This is a genomic window from Mesorhizobium sp. WSM4840 (assembly GCF_055811755.1).
The window spans coordinates 1-17,918 of the sequence record NZ_JBVVQD010000042.1 but is presented as its reverse complement, the minus strand read 5'-3'; the positions used below and the strand labels follow the sequence as shown (position 1 = coordinate 17,918).

The 17,918-nt window shown below is 60.2% G+C and carries 11 protein-coding genes and 1 pseudogene; 9 read left to right on the top strand and 3 right to left on the bottom strand.

The window, feature by feature from the left end; translation table 11 throughout:
* Positions 1-29: 29 nt before the first annotated feature.
* The 7 genes and pseudogenes from AC0L3I_RS33045 to AC0L3I_RS33015 form a co-directional block, all read left to right on the top strand.
* Complete coding sequence (locus tag AC0L3I_RS33045; RefSeq protein ID WP_123147937.1) at positions 30-1,112, top strand: GHMP family kinase ATP-binding protein; 1,083 nt, start codon at positions 30-32, stop codon at positions 1,110-1,112.
* Between the two features lie 103 nt (positions 1,113-1,215).
* Complete coding sequence (gene rfbC, locus AC0L3I_RS33040) at positions 1,216-1,749, top strand: dTDP-4-dehydrorhamnose 3,5-epimerase (protein WP_352963810.1); 534 nt, start codon at positions 1,216-1,218, stop codon at positions 1,747-1,749.
* A 46-nt stretch (positions 1,750-1,795) separates the two neighbouring features.
* Positions 1,796-3,133, top strand: coding sequence for an NAD(P)H-dependent oxidoreductase (locus AC0L3I_RS33035; protein ID WP_473529706.1), 1,338 nt, complete (start codon positions 1,796-1,798; stop codon positions 3,131-3,133).
* A 41-nt stretch (positions 3,134-3,174) separates the two neighbouring features.
* Complete coding sequence (locus AC0L3I_RS33030) at positions 3,175-3,963, top strand: phosphatase PAP2 family protein (protein WP_133254760.1); 789 nt, start codon at positions 3,175-3,177, stop codon at positions 3,961-3,963.
* A 767-nt stretch (positions 3,964-4,730) separates the two neighbouring features.
* Positions 4,731-5,303, top strand: coding sequence for an FkbM family methyltransferase (locus tag AC0L3I_RS33025; protein ID WP_473489156.1), 573 nt, complete (start codon positions 4,731-4,733; stop codon positions 5,301-5,303).
* A gap of 463 nt (positions 5,304-5,766) precedes the next feature.
* A complete protein-coding gene (gene gmd / locus AC0L3I_RS33020) occupies positions 5,767-6,837 on the top strand; it encodes a GDP-mannose 4,6-dehydratase (protein ID WP_473489157.1) in 1,071 nt (356 codons plus the stop codon).
* A gap of 15 nt (positions 6,838-6,852) precedes the next feature.
* Positions 6,853-7,107: pseudogene (locus tag AC0L3I_RS33015) on the top strand (NAD-dependent epimerase/dehydratase family protein); the annotation flags it as partial.
* Between the two features lie 455 nt (positions 7,108-7,562).
* Here AC0L3I_RS33015 and AC0L3I_RS33010 read toward each other — a convergent pair.
* Positions 7,563-8,039 (bottom strand): alpha/beta fold hydrolase, encoded by a 477-nt coding sequence (locus tag AC0L3I_RS33010; RefSeq protein ID WP_473529705.1) that lies wholly within the window; start codon positions 8,037-8,039, stop codon positions 7,563-7,565.
* Between AC0L3I_RS33010 and AC0L3I_RS33005 the strand changes: the two genes are divergently transcribed.
* Both AC0L3I_RS33005 and AC0L3I_RS33000 read left to right on the top strand, forming a co-directional pair.
* The gene (locus tag AC0L3I_RS33005; protein WP_473529721.1) at positions 7,947-8,324 is read left to right on the top strand and encodes a hypothetical protein; all 378 of its coding nucleotides are present in this window, start codon (positions 7,947-7,949) and stop codon (positions 8,322-8,324) included. The two genes, AC0L3I_RS33010 and AC0L3I_RS33005, sit on opposite strands and share 93 nt — an antisense overlap.
* A gap of 811 nt (positions 8,325-9,135) precedes the next feature.
* On the top strand, positions 9,136-12,957 hold the full coding sequence (locus AC0L3I_RS33000; protein ID WP_473529704.1) for a hypothetical protein: 3,822 nt from the start codon (positions 9,136-9,138) through the stop codon (positions 12,955-12,957).
* Positions 12,958-13,023: 66 nt separating this feature from the next.
* Here the strand turns inward: AC0L3I_RS33000 and AC0L3I_RS32995 are convergent, their stop codons facing one another.
* Together AC0L3I_RS32995 and AC0L3I_RS32990 are read right to left on the bottom strand one after the other, a co-directional pair.
* Entirely contained in the window at positions 13,024-16,917 is a 3,894-nt protein-coding gene (locus AC0L3I_RS32995; RefSeq protein WP_473529703.1) for a hypothetical protein, read from the bottom strand.
* A 254-nt stretch (positions 16,918-17,171) separates the two neighbouring features.
* On the bottom strand, positions 17,172-17,918 hold a 747-nt coding region (locus AC0L3I_RS32990), incomplete at its 5' end, for a reverse transcriptase domain-containing protein (protein ID WP_473529702.1).

The following is a 17,918-nucleotide window of genomic DNA, read 5'->3' as shown; positions in this document are numbered from 1 at the left end:
CATTCCGTTGATTTTCGAGAGGGCAAAATATGGAACAGCTAGACGATACCAAAGCCGTGGGGCGCCGCTCAGGACTGGACCTTCTGACCATCATCGATCGCGCTGCACAGCGTCTACCGTCTCTCGTCCTGACGCGCACTCCTTTGCGCGTCAGTTTTGCTGGCGGCGGTACCGACCTGCCCGATTTCTACAATCTCGATTGCGGCGCGGTCTTCAGCGCGGCAGTGGACAAGTACATCTATGTCACCGTCAAGCGTCACAGCGAGATCTTTAATGAACCCATCCGCTTGAACTATTCACAGACAGAGCAGGTAAACACCATAGGGGAGATCAAGAACAACATCGCTCGCGAATGCCTGCGTTTCCTGGAGATCGAACCGCCGATTTACATCTCGACGGTCGGAGACATGCCTGCCTCGACGGGCATGGGGGGGTCGAGCTCGTTCACGGTGGGACTGCTCAACGCCCTACATGCATTCCGGGGAGAACGTGTCACCCCTGGCCAACTCGCCGAAGAGGCATGTCACATCGAGATGGACATCCTCAAGGAGCCGATTGGCAAGCAGGACCAGTATGCCGCCGCGTTCGGGGGCATGAACCTGTTCCGCTTCCAGCCTGGCGGCGCGGTAACGGTCGAGCCGCAGCGGGTGCGCAATGGCGCCGTCGAACATCTCTTCAGCAACCTGATGATGTTCTGGACATCGCATCAGCGACCGGCCAGTTCCGTGCTGGCAGAGCAGAAGGCGAACACGTCAAGCAATCTCGATACGCTCAGGCGGATGCGGGACGATGCCTTCATGCTTCAGGAGATCTTTTCGGAGCCCGTCATCGACATAGAACGCTTCGGTGCCGTCCTTCACGCAGGGTGGGAGATGAAGCGGAGTTTGGCGTCCCGCGTGAGTAACGCGGCGATCAATGGCCACTACGACCTCGCCAGGGACGCAGGTGCGGAAGGCGGCAAGCTGTGCGGCGCCGGCGGCGGCGGATTCCTTATGTTCGCGGTCAAGCCGGAACGCCGGGAAAGCGTAAGACGCGCACTCTCACACCTAGCCTATGTGCCTATCGGCTATGAAGTCCACGGCTCGCGCCTCTTGCATCCGGCGCAAGTCTGATGCCGTCCCGCGATCGCACAAGCGGACCGCCGGCGCGAGCAACCCTCAGGAGAGCGTCGGAGATGCGACCCGACGTGACACTCATTTGATCAATCGATCTACGATGCTTTTCACAAAGACCGATATTCCCGGCGCCACCCTGGTGGAACTGCAGAAATTCGAAGACGAGCGGGGCTTTTTCGCACGCGGCTGGTGTTCGCGGGAATTTGCCGAGCAGGGGCTTCCGGATCATGTCGTGCAGATGAATATTTCATACAACAGGCACAAGCATACACTGCGCGGCTTCCACTACCAGCTGGCTCCCCATGGCGAGGACAAGATGCTTCGCTGCATACGGGGCAGCCTGTACGACGTGCTGATCGACCTGCGGCCCGAGTCGCCCACCTATAAGCAGCACCTCACTGTGGAACTTTCCGCGGCGAACCAACGGATGCTGGTGATACCGAAGGGCTGCGCGAACGCCTTTCTCACCATTGAGGACCACACCGAGGCCACGTATCTCGTCTCCGAATTCTATGCACCTGCAGCCGAACGCGGTGTTCGTTGGAACGATTCTGCTTTCGCCGTGAAGTGGCCAGTGGATGAGCCGGCGGTGATCTCAGATAAGGACCGAACTTGGCCGGACTACGCCGAATGACCTTTCTCGGCGACGAACTTGCGGGAGCGCTACAGAGGAGACGCAAATGTTCATCGTCGACAGGGAGTTGGAGTTGCTCCAGGCTGAGGGGCGTCCAATTCGCGTGGGTATGGTGGGGGCCGGTTTCATGGCCCGAGGCATCGCGATGCAGATGCTGCGACATGTTCCGGGCATGAAACTCGCAGCCATTTCCAACAGACACGTGGAAAAGGCGCGAGAGGCCTATGCCGCTGCGGGCGCGGACGATGTGACGGAGGCGACCAGCACCAAAGCGCTTGAGGATCTCGTGGCCAGCGGCCGCCGCGCGATCACGGCGGACCCGATGCACATTTGCGAGGCCGAAGGCATCGACATCGTCGTCGAGGCGACAGGCGCGATCGAGTTCGCTGCCCACGTCACAATGCGCGCGATCCGGCACGGCAAGCATGTCGCCCTGATGAATGCCGAACTCGACGGCACGATCGGCCCAATCCTGAAAGTGTATGCCGACCAGGCAGGCGTGGTCCTCACCAATGTGGAGGGGGATCAGCCGGGCGTCATCATGAACCTCTACCGTTGGGTCAGGGGCCTGGGCATACGTCCCGTGCTTTGCGGGAACATCAAGGGCCTGCACGATCCCTACCGAAATCCGACGACCCAGGAGGGATTTGCCAAGAAATGGGGGATGAAGGCCCCGATGGTCACCTCCTTCGCGGACGGCACGAAGATCTCATTCGAGAACGCCATCGTCGCTAACGCCACAGGCATGCTGGTGGCCAAGCGCGGCATGTACGGGCCTGTGGTCGAGCCCGGGACCCCGATCCAGGAGGCGGTCGGCTGGTATCCGCTCAATCAGCTCCTCGAGGGGCCGGGGATAGTTGATTATTGTGTCGGCGCCACGCCCAACCCCGGCGTCTTCGTTCTTGGCACCACAGAGAATGCCGTCGAGAAACACTATCTGTCACTCTACAAGATGGGCCCCGGGCCGCTCTACTGTTTCTATTGGCCTTATCATCTGTGTCATTTCGAGGTGCCCTTCACGGTGGCGAGGGCCGCGATCTTCCGCGATGCTGCGATTGCGCCCCTGGGCGCGCCGACCGTTGACGTGGTGGCCGCCGCCAAGCGGGACCTTAGTGCCGGAGAGATCCTCGATGGCCTCGGACATTACATGACCTATGGCCTCTGCGAGAACGCGCCGACGGTGCACGCCGAGCGGCTTGTGCCGATCGGGCTCGCCGAGGGCTGCCGACTGCTGCGCGACGTCAAGCGCGACGAGGTGCTCGGCTATGACGACATCGAGCTTCCGGTAGGGCGGCTGTGCGACGCGCTGCGCCGGGCGCAGGATCTTGTCTTCTTCGGCAGCTCTGCCGCGTCACCGCAGCGCGAGGTTCTTACAACCGCTTAGTTAGCGGGATGTTCCGCAGACCGAGCCCGAGGAGGTTCGAGATGGCCGAACCGATGGCGCGAACGCTATCCGACTTCCATTACCTGAAGCATGCCGCCGCGCTTTGCCTCCTCTTTGTGGGTACGACTTTCCTGGCCCTTAACCCGGATTGGATCGACAGGCCCCTCGTAAAGGCCATTAACACCGTAGCGAGCAATCAGCCCTTCGCCAGCCGGCTCGCTTTCGGTGCCGTCTACCCAACAACCGAGGGCGCTATAGTTGTGTCCTTGCTTTGGTATTGCTGGTTCGCCCATGACAGGCCGGAATCGAGGGCAAGGCTGGTGAGCGGCGTCTGCGCAGCTGTCCTCGCGGCGCTCGTCGCGCATTTCCTGCAGGGCACTCTGCCGACGACGCCAAAGCCGATTTTTGACGCCGCACTTGGGCTTCATATCCCGGAGGTTCTGGGCGACGCTGCCGTTCTGCGCTCAGCGCCGTTCGCCGGCAGCCCCGGGTTCCCCAGCGAGCGAGCGGTTCTGTTCGCGGGTTTAGCGATCGCCATTCTTCTCGTTCGCTTCGAACTCGGACTCCTCGCCCTGGCCTGCACCTTGGTGATAGAGCTTGCGCGAGTCTACTTGGGGCTGCATTACCCGACCAATGCTCTGGGTAGTCTCGCCTTGGCTGCGACCCTGGCATGGCTAGCACAAACGCGCCCGAGCCTTGAACTCGGCGCCTTGTTTCTCCGGTGGGAGCGCGGCGCCGCACCAAGCTTCTATCTGTGCAGCTTTCTGGTCTCATACCTTGTTATTGCGTTTCAGGACTTGCGCGAACTTGCCAAAGGGCTTCTCCAGTAGGAACTGGTGTGAAGCCATGCTGAAGGGTTCGCAACAGCGGCGAATTACCACAATGCAACGGATCAAAAAATATGCATCCGGCAGCTGGATAAGGCCCCCCATACGGCTTCCACTGGCCCTATTACCTCTGCCATTTCGAGTACCCACTACGTCGCGCGGCCGCTGTTCAAAAAGCCCGATCGCTCCGCTCGGCGAAGCCCAAGGTCAATTTCGTTCGAACCGCGAAGGCCCGCCCTCCCCTGCGTTCAGCTCCGCAACGAACAGGATCACCACTCCTTCGGCTCCGCAAGTAGCCGGCACGCAGCCCTCGGACAGGGCATCGGCGTAGGGACTCGTGAGCCGGCGATCGCAGCGGGGCGGCTACTTCCTATGCAGCGGGGCGAAGACGTTGGCCGAGCCCAAGGCGACGCTCCCGCAGCATCTGTTACGAACGCCGAGCGATGGGGATTACCTCCTTTTGCTGGAGTGCCTGCCACAATGACACTCTGGTCGCGGGAGGAAATGATGTAGAATTCACAGGGCGATAGCCGCTCCGCGTTGGGCCAGACTGAACCCATCTGGCGCTCTTGTCCATTTTGGACATGGTGAGGAAGGCGCAGTCAAGCGGAACAGCTACTACAAATAAGCCAAAGGCACTATTGATGTACAATCCAGATTGGCTCCGGTATTGTAAGCGCGTTGTAAGAGCGGCCTTAGGCTTCGATCATCTTCTCCGGCCCGAATGCTCTGTTCCTACACAAAAACTCGGCTCCGTATATGGAGGTTGGGTGGTTGCGGTCGAGCCTCTTCTAGGTACTCCATCCCCTATTGTTCTTTCCTTTGGCTTAGGGGACGACATTTCATTTGATCAGGAAATCAGCAAAGTATTCGGCGCAAAGGTCTTTGGGTTTGATCCGACTCCGGCCAGTCTTGACTGGATTGCCGCTCAGGAATTACCCCCCACTGTGCGGATCTACCCCCTGGGAATATCTAATTTCGACGGGGAGCAGACGTTTGCTGTGTCCGAAGATGATACACGCAGCAATTTTTCCACGAAGATGGTTACGGGCAAGAGCATTATCTGCAACGTGAGGCGTTACTCTACTATCCTGGATATGCTCGGACTGGCAACTATCGATGTGCTGAAGCTCGACGTTGAGGGGGCAGAGCACGACGTCCTTCCAGAGGTGCTTGGATCTGATGTCTTACCGAGACAGATTCTCGTCGAGTTTCACCACTGGTGGCACCGCACTCCGGTGGAGCAAACCTACCGAACAGTGGAAGCGATAAAGGGCCAGGGGTACACCCTGTTCCATGTTTCTCCTGCGGGCCACGAATTGTCATTTTTGCTGACGCGATAACAAGCCTTACGAGAACTTTCGACAAGCCGCCGTCGGTGGCGGGGATCGTCGGCAACAAGCGCCCCGACGCCACGCTTGCCAGGTGACCCGAGATGCAGGCTGGACGCGAACGTTTCTCAGCCGGCATGGCCCGCGCTGCACTGGTCAGACGACCCACATGTTCGGCATTGCCGATGGCAGCATGGGCGGCAAGCAGCTCGCGGAGAAGCGGTGGCGCAAGCGCTTGTGAACTGACGGCTCGCGGCAGGGCGGCTACGTCCGACGAGGCTAGCCAAGCAGAAAGGGGACGCACGGGAAGTAGCTGTGACGGGCATTGAGCGGTGGGGATTACCTCCTTTGCCGGCGTGCCTCCCACAATGACACTCTGGTCGAACAAAGCGCTTTCGCCTTTCATTTGAGGAGTGCGGGGGCGGACCGTCGGTCGACGGCGCCACCACAGCCCTCAACGATTGGATGGGGCACGATGACAGATCGCATTGCGCTCATAACTGGTGTGACCGGTCAGGACGGTGCCTACCTTGCCAGACTGCTGCTGGAGAAAGGCTATACTGTCCACGGACTGAAACGCAGATCCTCCTCCTTCAATACCGAACGCATCGACGACATCTACGTCGATCCGCACGAACCGGACGCACGCTTCTTTCTCCACTACGCCGACCTGACCGATGCGACCAATCTCATTCGCATCATTCAGGAGACGCGCCCTACCGAAATCTACAATCTTGCGGCCCAAAGCCATGTCCAGGTAAGCTTCGAGACGCCGGAATATACCGGCAACGCCGATGCCCTTGGCACACTCAGGCTGCTTGAAGCCATACGCATCCTGAAGATGGAAGAGCGGGTGCGCTTTTATCAAGCGTCAACCTCCGAGCTGTTCGGCAAAGTCCAGGAGGTGCCCCAGACGGAGAAGACGCCGTTCTACCCGCGCTCTCCCTATGCGGCGGCCAAACTCTATGCCTATTGGATCACGATCAATTACCGTGAAGCGTACGGAATGTTCGCTTCCAATGGCATACTATTTAATCATGAAGGCCCCACGCGCGGCGAGACGTTTGTGACCCGCAAGATCACACGTGCGGTTGCAGGTATCCAGCGAGGCTTTCAGTCCACCCTCTATCTTGGAAATCTGGACGCGAAACGCGACTGGGGGCATGCTCGCGACTATGTGGAGGGCATGTGGCGGATTCTTCTGCACGCCGAGCCTGACGACTTCGTCCTCGCCACGGGCGAAACCCATTCGGTGCGCGAGTTCGTGGAACGTGCCTTTCGGGCAGTCGGCCGCGTCATCGTCTGGGAAGGTAAGGGGGTGGACGAGATCGGCCGGGATGGCAAGACAGGAGAGATCCTCGTCCGAGTCGACCCACGCCATTTCCGTCCGACGGACGTCGATCTCCTGATGGGAAATCCGGCAAAAGCCCGCTCAAAGCTCGGCTGGTCGCCTAAGACGACGTTCAGCGACCTCGTGGCGGAAATGGTGGCCGCCGATCTCAAACGTCTGGAGCGAGAGAGCTGGCACATGGACAGTAGCGTCTAGAGAGGGCCACCGGTCATGGACTACACTTATCGGCTCGACGCAAAACGGATATTCGTGGCTGGCCACCGCGGCATGGTCGGCTCGACTGTGGCGCGGCGATTGGAGGAGGAAAACTGCGAGGTCCTAATGGCTCCGCGCGACGTTCTCGACCTTCGAAATCAGGACGCCGTGCATCGCTGGATGACAGAAACCAGGCCCGACGCCGTGGTCCTCGCAGCCGCAAAGGTCGGCGGGATTCTCGCCAACGATCGCTATCCGGCCGATTTCCTGCTGCCGCACGCCTGGACCAGCCAGGCTGCGCTCCTCGGCTTCTGACGCCCTCCCTCAAGCATCTAACTCGCAACGCCAACCATCGCTTTGGCAAACACTTGGCTACGGGATTCGCCTGACGGAGACGGATGGCCAAAAGCTAGGTGATTTCGGCGCTCACTGCGGCGTCTCAGCCAAGTGTTGCCCACTACTCGGTGCTAACCTACGGAAATGTCGACGCCATTCTGAGACGGGTGAAAAACCCGGAGATCGAGCAGACTGTATGGTGGGCCCGGAGGATGTGTTAAGAACATTGATTCTATTGCGTTTTTCGTGGGCCAAAATTAGAAAGTTTCCCGTATCGTTCCGTATGCTTCTGCGCCTGGTTAGACTGGTCAGCCGAAGACGATACGTTCAGAGCGAGAAAAAAAGGGCCTGGGCGCCGCCGAGCGCCCAGGCAGCCCATCATGGCCGGTTCACTTCTTGCCGACATCGGCGGCCGCCTGCTTGATGAGGTTGGCGACAGCTGCGGGATCGGAGACGTAGACAGCGTGGCTGCCGGGCACCTCGACGGTCGGCGCCTGAGCGCGGCTTGCCATCTGGCGCTGCGCCGGCGGCGGGATCATCTTGTCGTCCTTGGCAACGAGATACCATGAGGGCTTTGCCTTCCGGGCCGGAGTGGTGACCTTGCCTTCGAGTGCCGCCACACTCCACGGCACCTGCGAATCCGCCATGAAGGCGGCGAGTGAGGGACGGACGTCGGCGGCGAGCATGACCGCAGGCTGGCCGACGAGGCGTTCGCGGCAGCCCTGGCGCTCAGCGCATCCTGCGCCTTCGTCTATGCCTTCGGCTGCGTGCCGGTGGCCTATGGCGGCGACGCGGCGCGGGCGATCGACTGGGGCGAGCAGGCGATGCGGCTGAGCCCCCTCGACACGATGAGCTGCGTGCCGCAAGGTATCATCGGCTTCGGCAATTTCCTGTCCGGCCGACACGAGCAAGCCGTCATAGCAGGCCGGCGGGCGGTGGAACTGAACCCCGGCTTCAGCATCCTGCACGGATGGCTGGCGGCACCGCTAGCCAGGCTCGGGCAGCTCGACGAGGCAAAAGCCTCGGCTGGGCGGCTGCTCTCGCTCGACCCGCACTTCACCATCGGGCGCTGGTCCGCTGCCGTAGGAATTGCGCCTGATATCATCGATGACGTCACCGACGCCATGCGTATGGCAGGTTTGCCGGCATAGGCATAGCCAGTAAAGGCGCATGCCTAAACAGCGCACTTCGGTCGCCGCCTTGACGAAAGAGCCTCGCGGCGACCCTGCGTAAGTCCATCGCGACGAGACAATTCCGACTGGATGTCTGGAACGGTTCCGGTTTCGCAGGGCGCTGCGCGGCGAACGGTGGAGGTTGCGGCGCCACGCCATGCAACTTCCGAAGGTGCTTGACCGGTTCGACCTCACCCTCGTTCGCGCCATACATGCGCCGCTTATCGACGATCTTTTTTCCAAACTGCAGGAGAGACGAGCGGACGTGCGGTTGTCACGTCCCAGTGCTATGCGGGTGGTGCAATAGCGTTTTCGGAGTGTAGCAAATGTCCAATCTGCCGATTTCATCGAAGCGTATATCTGTTCCAATGCTTTTCAATGTTTTTGTCCCACTACCGCGCCGTATTTCACCGATGAACGCCTCGCTCACGTTCACGCGTGGACGGTCGGGTTGTGTGATCAGCCGACGAAAAAGCCGACATTCGGCTTTGCCCTTCCTAAGCGCTTTGGGATCGGCCCCTAGCAACCCACTCGGGAGCTTTACGGCGATACACTTATCTCGCGAACTGGACACAAAACGCACTTTCGGCAGGATATCATGGCTCTCGCAGGTGCCAGTCGAAACGCGCGCTTGCACCGAAAGCTTCGCGTCCGGCACAGCCACACAGTATGGGCCTTCTTCGCGTTGGGATACTACAGAACTTAAGACGGTTCTGGCCCTACAGTAGAGAGAGAGCTGCAAGTGCGAGGGCGCGTATGGCTAAGAAAACAAAAACCGGAAAGCGACACGATGAACCAAAGCAGCTGCAAGGCCGCATCGAGGGCCGGATCCAATGCTGGCCGGGGTTTTCGGTATCAGGATGCGGTGTCTGCTTGGTTGGCGGTGGAAATATGGGCAGGTCGGCGGGCACCGACCATCTTGATTCCTGAAGGCGGTGATGATGTCGAGCTACGCGGCGAACAAACGAGCTTTGTCCAAGTCAAAAGCCGACGAGAGCATCTCGGAGAGTATACGGAAGGCGAGACAGCCGGACATATAGAAGACCTATGGAACCGATCCCTTAGCTTTTCACCGCAGCCGGAAAGACTGGAGCTCGTTCTTGAGCGGGACGTTGCCGGCCTAGCTCCTCTGAAAGAACAGCCCACGAACCGCTCAATTGAAGGTCCGATCACCGCCAGACTTTTAAAGTTCAACGGGGTCTCAGATCTTCTCCCGAATACGTCGATCATCGTGGCCGCTTCACCGCAGGAATCCGCGATCAGCCTGATCGCGGATCGGCTGAACTGCTCTCCAATCGCGGCCCAGATGTGCTTCGCCGAGCTACTTGTTCGTGTGGGTATTCTGGCAGACGCCAATGGGAGGTTGACGCCGGAGGACTATCGTGGCCTTTCGATGTCTGACACGGAAACGGCAATCCGCGATGTTTTGGCCGCTGTCGATGTCGACGCGATCGAACGCGCCCTCAGGGAAGGCGTCTGCGAACCGGTCGATTTCCTCACACCCCTGAACGATCCGAACTTCTATCTCGGGGTCGACGTAGAACCCGGCCATCTAGCGGCGGGGCTGGTATCCGAGCGTCCCCGAAGCAGGTCGGCACTGGTGGAAGGAATTGAAGAACGCCGTGCCGCAGTGATCGTCGGCCCATCAGGTGCCGGTAAGTCCGCTTTGATGTGGGAAGCGGCCAACTTATTGCGCCATACCGTACGGTGGTTTCGTATCCGTCGTCTGGGCATGGCGGATATTCCTTCTGTGCGCCAGTTGATCCGGACGTTCCGAGCCTCGGAAGATAGCCCTTTGGGTTTTGTTATGGACGATATCGGCCGAAACGGGCCGGAAAGCTGGGGCGCATTGCTCAAAGAAGCGATGTCAGTTCCCGGCGTCATCCTGCTCGGCTCTGTCCGGGAGGAAGATGTAACACTGATTGCTGAGCGTGCCCGTGCAGCCGAAGTGCGGGCCGACCCCGACGATGAACTCGCGGAGCGGCTCTGGCGGGAACTGAGCGAAGCCGGTAAGACGGACTGGGTGGGTTGGCGCGAGCCGTGGAAGCTGAGCGATGGTCTCCTTCTTGAATATGTCCACATCCTGACACGCGGTCGAAGGATGTCCGAACTCCTCGCCGATCAGGTTGCGGCCAGGATTTCGGATCCAGAGCGTTCACTTGAACTCGATATCCTGCGATCCATCGCTTGGGCAGGCGCGGCGAATGCTGAAATCGATGCGTCACGATTGGCGCACACGCTCTCGGTTGGTGAGGCTGATCTATTACGAGCGCTGCAGCGGCTCGTCCAGGAACATTTGGTTCGCGCACCTGCTCCAGGCGCACTCGCAGGCCTGCACCAGCTTCGATCTGAAGAATTGCTGCGACTGACGCATCAGACGGCATTGCCAACTCTCGAAACGAGTTTCCAACGGACGGTCGCAAGCGTGCCCGCCACCGATCTCGAGCCCTTGGTCGCCGACACGCTATCGGCGCGGCGCCTGTCGGTCGCGGCAGTGATCAATAGCTTGACCGTCCGGTTGGAGCGCGATCCAGATGCCATGGTGCTCGCATCCGCACTTCGGGGTTTGGGCGCGGGACGCATTTCTGCAGGCGTGGACGAATGGCTGGAAACATCCGAAGCCCGTGCGCTCCCGCGAACGCAAATCGGGACCGCTGCGATGTTTGGGATTGCTGGTATCAATCTCGGCAGTCTCGACATCCCGGAAGTTCAGGCTGCAGCTGATCGGCTATCGCGGATCAAAGGTCCCTTGGGAAATGACCCTCGTCGCCTGCTGATCGAGCGGATGGTCCCGTCCACCTTATCTGCCATGATCGAGACGGCGGATCTGGCGAGCTTAGATGAGATTCTTGAGGCATTGGTCGGTGTGCCTTTGTCAGAGACGATACGGACCGCGCTACGACAGGTTCCAACCAACCTGCTGAATACCGATCTACATCTTGTGGGGTCGGTGATGGGCACTCTGTCTGCACTAGATCGTGACATCGCGATCCAATGGGTCACCGAGATCGGACAAGAGACACTCTTTGCAAAGATTCAGGCAGAAACCGCCTGGGCCAGTCTTGTCACAACTGAAAATGCGGATGATGGAGTGATCGTCCGTTGCGATCTCAGGTATCTCGCCAGCTCCGTGCAAGGAAATCCGCATGACGCGGTTGTGAGTTTGTGCGAGTTGATTTTAGCCCTGTGCCCATCAGCTGACATCGCGGTGTCAAACGCAATCACTGCAAGCGGCGAATTGGCAGGCCTTGCCCAGTTGCCGCTCGCGACAAAGCGGATACCGCGAGAAAATCTTCCGCCACCTTCTATTCCGCTATGGAACAGGCAGTGGCGCGATCTGATTTCTCGCCGCGTCGCCGCCCCGAGCTATAGCGACTATCTTGCAAGAGGCGTTAGCATCCTCGAAGCCCTTGTGCCCACGTTAGAGAGGATTTTTGACGCGCATTTTCGGGGAAAGAATGCGCTTGGCGGCCTCTTTGAAACGTTGAGTACCCTCAATTCGGAAACCGAAGCGCTGACACCTCCGGCCATTTCGTCATTGGAAGCGTTAGGCGCCGGGAGTAGAGACGCAAACACCGCTGTAACCAAGTTCCAGAACCTGCTGCACAGCGCGAGCGTCAATCTGACCAAGAGGTTCGCGAAGCTGCCCGAACAGGCAGGTGTATACATAGCCTGGCTGAACGATCTCATCGCTGACGTAGACACAGCAATTTCCGAAGAGCCGTGGCAGCTCATTGGCGATGGCTCCCCGCCAGCGCTCGCGCGGCTGAAGGCGCTCTTGGAGGCGCTGCGGCTATTGGCCGGTGAAGCGCATGAGAGACAGGAGCCGCCAGCGGCTACTTGGGTAGCCCGCGGCAAGGGTGCGCGAGTGGGTAACGCTCTGAGGCTCGTGGCCCTCTCCGCCGAAGGCGCGGGAGAGAAACGATTGGCTCAGCGCAAGGCAAAAATTGAACGGTCGGCGAACGAAGCCGGAATCGATGCGGTTTTCCATCTCCGCGGCGATCCGACAGGTATCCTTCCATGGCCTCCGACAGATGTTCTCGCACTAATTCCCGGGAATGATGTTGCGGGCGCGGTGATAGCCCTCGCGGAGCAAGCGGAGGTGTTGCGATCGTTGGTGGAGTCTTCGACCCGTCTGACAGTCATGTCTTTCATCGACGGTGTCGCGTTCCCAGCGCTCGCGAAGTCCGGTCATCAGACTCTCCTTCCTGACGTCGAAGGCGCTGCCGCCTGGGCTGAAGATCTCGGATTGCCGCATGCTCCGTCTGCTATCGCGAGCTTGTTTGGAGAAGTGCTGAGCCTGGCCGGTGAACTTGGGGCAATGGACTGTAAGGGACTCGGTAATGAGACCCGCCCCGAAGAGGAGATCATTGCCCGCCGGAGTTTGGAGTCCACCTTCGCCACGAAGAGCGAGGAGTTGATCAGACAACTCGATGCTTTTGACGCAGGCCTGCAAACGGCTGTGTCCGATTTGGTCGAGCGTCTGCGAACCGGAGATATCGACTTTGCTGCAGAGGCACAGGCAGCGATTGGCGGAGTTTCCACGGAAGTTGTAGAAACGACAGGTTACTTGACCCTGCTTTTGATCGAGAGTGAGCGGCACGTCAAATAACAATAGAAAGTAATTGGTAGTTAATCGTAACGGCAGTCAGGAACAAAAATTTGTGAGGGTATTTTTTCAAACCGGAACGACCCAGTCAGTCGGCCGCCTAGCGCGTTCGGCATCCGAGAAGGAGTTTCGTGCGGCAGACTGTGCGGGTATCAAGCGCTCACGGGCTATCTCAAGCGCTCGGGCAGAGTCCTCAGTCATCAGATTTTGGCGCTTCAGGATGTCGTGAGCATCGTCGACTGTTTGTAGGAAGCGTGGAAGCTTTGCTTGGATCAGCCGTACTACGCACTTAGCGAAAGTTTTGAGCACGGTTGTTTCGTCTACTTCGTCCGCGGCTTCGTCATTATCCTCATCGACGGATGAGTCGGCGAGTCGATCGATCGTATGACGAAATTCGAGCAACAGCGCGAGCGCTGCGTAAACATTGAGGTCGGGTCCCAGCCGGGACCTGATCTGTTCCGCGTGATCGGGATCGAGCATCCAGTTGCCGATGTCGGTCGCTTTATCAACGACTTCGTGGGCGACGGAAGCCATACGATCGAACCAGCGGCTCCGGTCGCCATCCTTTGGCCCGATGCGAAGAAGGGCTTGCCAATGCTCAGCGCGTGCGAAAGCGCCGTCATAAACGCTATGCTTCAGCAGTTGTTCGAAGACCGGATCCGCATCCGTACCTGCTGCCACTGTCATGCAATCTAGGAACGCAGGATCGGTGCGCTTGGCACGGGCCGCGATGCGAGAGAAGGCCCCCTCGAAGAGCGGATCGGTCGGTTGCCGCGCGATCGCGTCAATCGCCTCGTGCCAAATCGCGGCCTGTGCCGATGGGCTAAACTCGCTGAGATTGCCGGGAAAACCGCATACTATGCCGATGCACGCAGCGAACAAGTCGGCAGGCAAGACAGCGCGAATGCTTGTCTGGCCATCGGCAAGCCGTACACCGACGGGTAGCAATACTGCTTCGATCTCAGAGGGCACTTCGGTGCGCGTTAGCGCAACTGCCTTGCGCCAGCGCGCATCTGGGCCGTCCTGAGTTAGGCACTCGACGAGCGCTCGACGTTCGTCCGGAGAAAGATCTGGCCAAAGGTCCACGGCGTCCTTGATCACAGTGAGGAGCGAGCCGGTAAGTCGGAGCGACAGCAGCCGTTCTACCATACGCCCACGTAGCTCGGGCCGGCCGCTGAGGGACCGAAACAGGATTTCGAATACGCCCAGCGCATAGTCACTGAGCCAGCGATCGGCCGCGTCCATCCGCTCGATCCAGCTAACCCAGCAGTCGCAGATAGTGGCGAGTTCCTCAACGGGAAGGTACCGGTCCGCCTCGCGCATTACATTGTGCAGTCGCGCCTCGACGAATGACGCGTTGGCGGGGAGACCATCAAGCACCAGCGGCATCAACCGCGCGAACGCTGGCCAGGGGCGATCGCCCGCAGCAACCGGGTCACGGTCGAACAGTACCAGTCGTTGCAAGAAGAGCGACGCGTTTGCGGGCGCGACGGCCATGGTTGCCAACCCATCGATCAGCCGGGCGCGGCGCTGTTTCCCGGACTTGGCGTAGCCCGCGATGACCCCATTCAGCGCCCGCCGCGCGACCAGCGGATGCGAGTCGGCGAAGATCCGCTCAAGGATGGGCTCGTCATGGGTCCGCTTGCGCGACAGCCACACTTGAGCTGCCTCCGCGCGGATTACCCCCTCGTTGTAGGCGAGCAAGCTCGTGATATGTTGGGGGGTCGCTGCTCTGGGATGGTTCTTAAGATACAGCAGAGTATCCGCCGCAGCCTCTGGCGTCAGCGCGGCGCCACCGGCAGCAAGCGCGGCGAGCGCGGGCGCAATCGCGGCCGCACTGGGTGGAAACCATCCTCGCCATATCTCATCATCACGAACATGGCCATCGACCGGCAGCATAGCTTCGCCGCCAAGCCAAGCAAGTGCCTCAAGCCTAATCGAAGCGACGCTGTTTGCAGCTTGGACAATACCGCCGTCGAGTACGACCTCCGCGCGATCTAAGTTGCGTAGAATGAACTCGAAACAGAGATCGCGCGTCGTCGGAAAGAGCGAATTAAGTCCGGACTCAGCATGCCGGAACAAGGCCTCCGAGACGCCCGGTGACCGGCTGCTATATTCTAGCAGCCAATCGAGATTGCGCGCCGCGGCCCTCGAGGTGCGCGGTGCGCGCGAGAACAAGGCACGCTCGTGCATCGCAAGCATGGCGTTTGCGGTGCGCCGGGTTGGGTCACGCAGCTGAAGCTCAGCGGCAGCACGATAGAATGGATGGGTGAAGGCAGTGCGATTGTCTGCATCGGTCGCGATCATGCGCCGCCGTTCGAGCGCATCGAGATCATCCTGCATCTCCGCTGGTAGCGCTATCGAACCCTCGTAGGACGGCAGTGATGCCGGAACGTGTGGCTCGCCGCCAATTGTTCGGACAAGTCCGAGATGAGTTGATTTACTCGGCAAGCCATCGCCGCCCGCGCCGGTCACGAACGCAAGTTCTTCGTTAGCAACCGGCTCGCGCGCGGCGGAAGCGATAGCAAGCGCCGGCAGCAGCTTCATCGCACTTGCTTCGCCGGCCAGCGCGCGCGCCAATGTGGCCGCATCGACTAGCGCAGCGCGCTCAGCCCGCTCGACGGACCAGGTTCCGGGAAGCGCTTCGGGCAGGTTCGCGAGATATTCGAGGCTGCCTGGCTCAAGCTGGACTGTTCCTTCCTCCACCGCCTTTGCCATTTCCGATCGCAGCGGCTCAAGTAGCCCTGATCGGTCGGCAAAAGACCGCCACAGCTTCGCGAGAAAGCTTGACGGCCGCTTGGCGGTGTCGATCCAAGGCTTTCCGTTGATGGCCGCATCTGCCAGGGTCGCTACGCGCGCGGCCTCTAGCAAGCGCTCACGGCCTTGTGCCACAATGAGCCGGCGGCGCGTGTCGAGGCGAGGCAAAAGCGCCTCGAGCCGGTGAAGCTGCCGATCGGGATCAACCGTCGCATGCGCGCCGCCTAGAGGATCATCAACGATAGCGATCCGTGCGCCAGGCGTGGATCCAAGCAGGAAGCGTTCGGCGGCTTCGATCGTACCAAATTCCTCGACCCGGACGCCGTGGCGCTCGAAATCCGCTGCGACGAAGCGCGCGGCAACGCTCTTACCTGAACGCGTGACGCCGGAGAGGAGAAGGTAGTTCTCGGTGCGCACACGCTCAATCCACGCCGACTCCTCGTCGCCGCGTATGTAATCGTGTGGCCTAACCGTAGTCGGTGAGTCGCGCTCGATCTGAGTAGCGATCGCCGCCACCACGTCTTCCCCGCCCTTGCGCTTCAAACCGACAATGGCGCGCAACCTCGCGGTCGCGTCTGGGAGGGCGTCGTTAGGTATCGCCCGGGCAGCAAGATAGCGGCCGATGTTATCGCGCACTTCGCTAAGCGTCGCTCTTTCGATGATCACAGTCCGGCGCAGCACCGCTGCGATGTCCGCGTCCGTCATCGCTGCGGCGACTTTGGCATGATGGCCGACACGTTCGGTGCGTAGCTTCTTCTTCGCCTGCCCATCGACATCACTGCCTCGGAACGCGTCAAGCAGATCCGCGAACAGCGCTGCTGGCGGCGCAGTGAGATCGGCGCCGGTCCAGCCCGGCGGCGCAACCAGCGGTGAAAGCGCGTCTGATGCGCGTCCTGAAATGACCACGATCAGGTGCCGGCTTTTATCCGCTGCCAATCGCTCTAGCAGCATATCTTTCGCTTTCCGCTCGGGGAAATGCGTCAGCCACAGCGCTAGATCGGCAAGGCTAATGGTGCCCGATATGCCCTTGACCTGGATCTCGTAATGGCGCGGATCATGGCCAACAATGAACAGCGAGCCGTCCTCGCCGCCGCTCGGCTCGACCAGCATCCGGCCGACGCGGGCGAGCCCAAAGCGGAGTGTGAGCTCCACGCAAACGAGGTCCTGAAGTTCGAAGCTTTCTGGGGCAATGCGGGCGATTGACATGCGGTGTCATCGCATCTCATCAAATCACCGTGCAACATTTTTCCCTAAGACCAACCTTGCGAATGCACGGCATGGTCGATCTCTTGGCAACTGGCCAACGTCGATGACCTCGAAGCTTCTGTCGTATTGGTGCGCCGTTCGCCTCGCGATCTCTTGGACGGTCGCGGTCGAGTAGCTCAGCCATTCGGCTTTCGCCCTCACAGATCCGGGCGGGCGGATTTCCCGCACCCGGCTCTTCCCGAGGGTAACCCGCGTCATATCCGTGCTTGCGCCCAAGTTCGAGTGATGCGCGGAGTTGGCAGGGGGAAGCGCGCCGTCAGGGTCTCGAACTCCGACCAGCCCATACGCCGGCTTTTCTGGCTGCGCCGTCTCAGACACCGTAGCCATATCCGGCGCATTTGCCGATGGAATCCGTTGAGCGCTGGGTAGTTGTGCGGCCTGCCGTAGTAGCCGTAGTGTCCGCGCAGAACGGCGGCGAACCACCTGTGCTGCGCGGCCAGTGGCGCGTGCATGAGCCGCCAGGCATCCTGGCGCAGCGCCGTCAGCTTGCGCGTCAGGCGTTTCCCTTCCGTCTTGTGCTTCACGATGAACCGGCCATCCCGGGTCCGCCCGCAGTAGTGGGTGAAGCCCAGGAAGGCGAAGGTCTCTGGCCGCCGCTCGCCACGCCGCTGTCGTGAGAGGGCAGCGAACCGCCCAAATTCGATCAGCCGCGTCTTGTCCTCATGGAGCGTCAGGCCAAAGCCGGCCAGCCGCGCCTTGAGGGTCAACAGCATCTCCTCTGCATCGGCCTTCTTCTCAAAGCCCATGACGAAGTCGTCAGCGTAGCGCACGATCACAACACAACCGCGTGCATGGCGACGTCGCCATTGGTGGGCCCAGAGATCGAGGATGTAGTGCAGGAAGATATTGGCGAGGAGCGGGCTGATTACTCCCTGAACGCAAAAGGTAACTTCGAGTTCGATCGGACAATCCCGCTCGATCGTTCCCGCTCCGTACTTGAT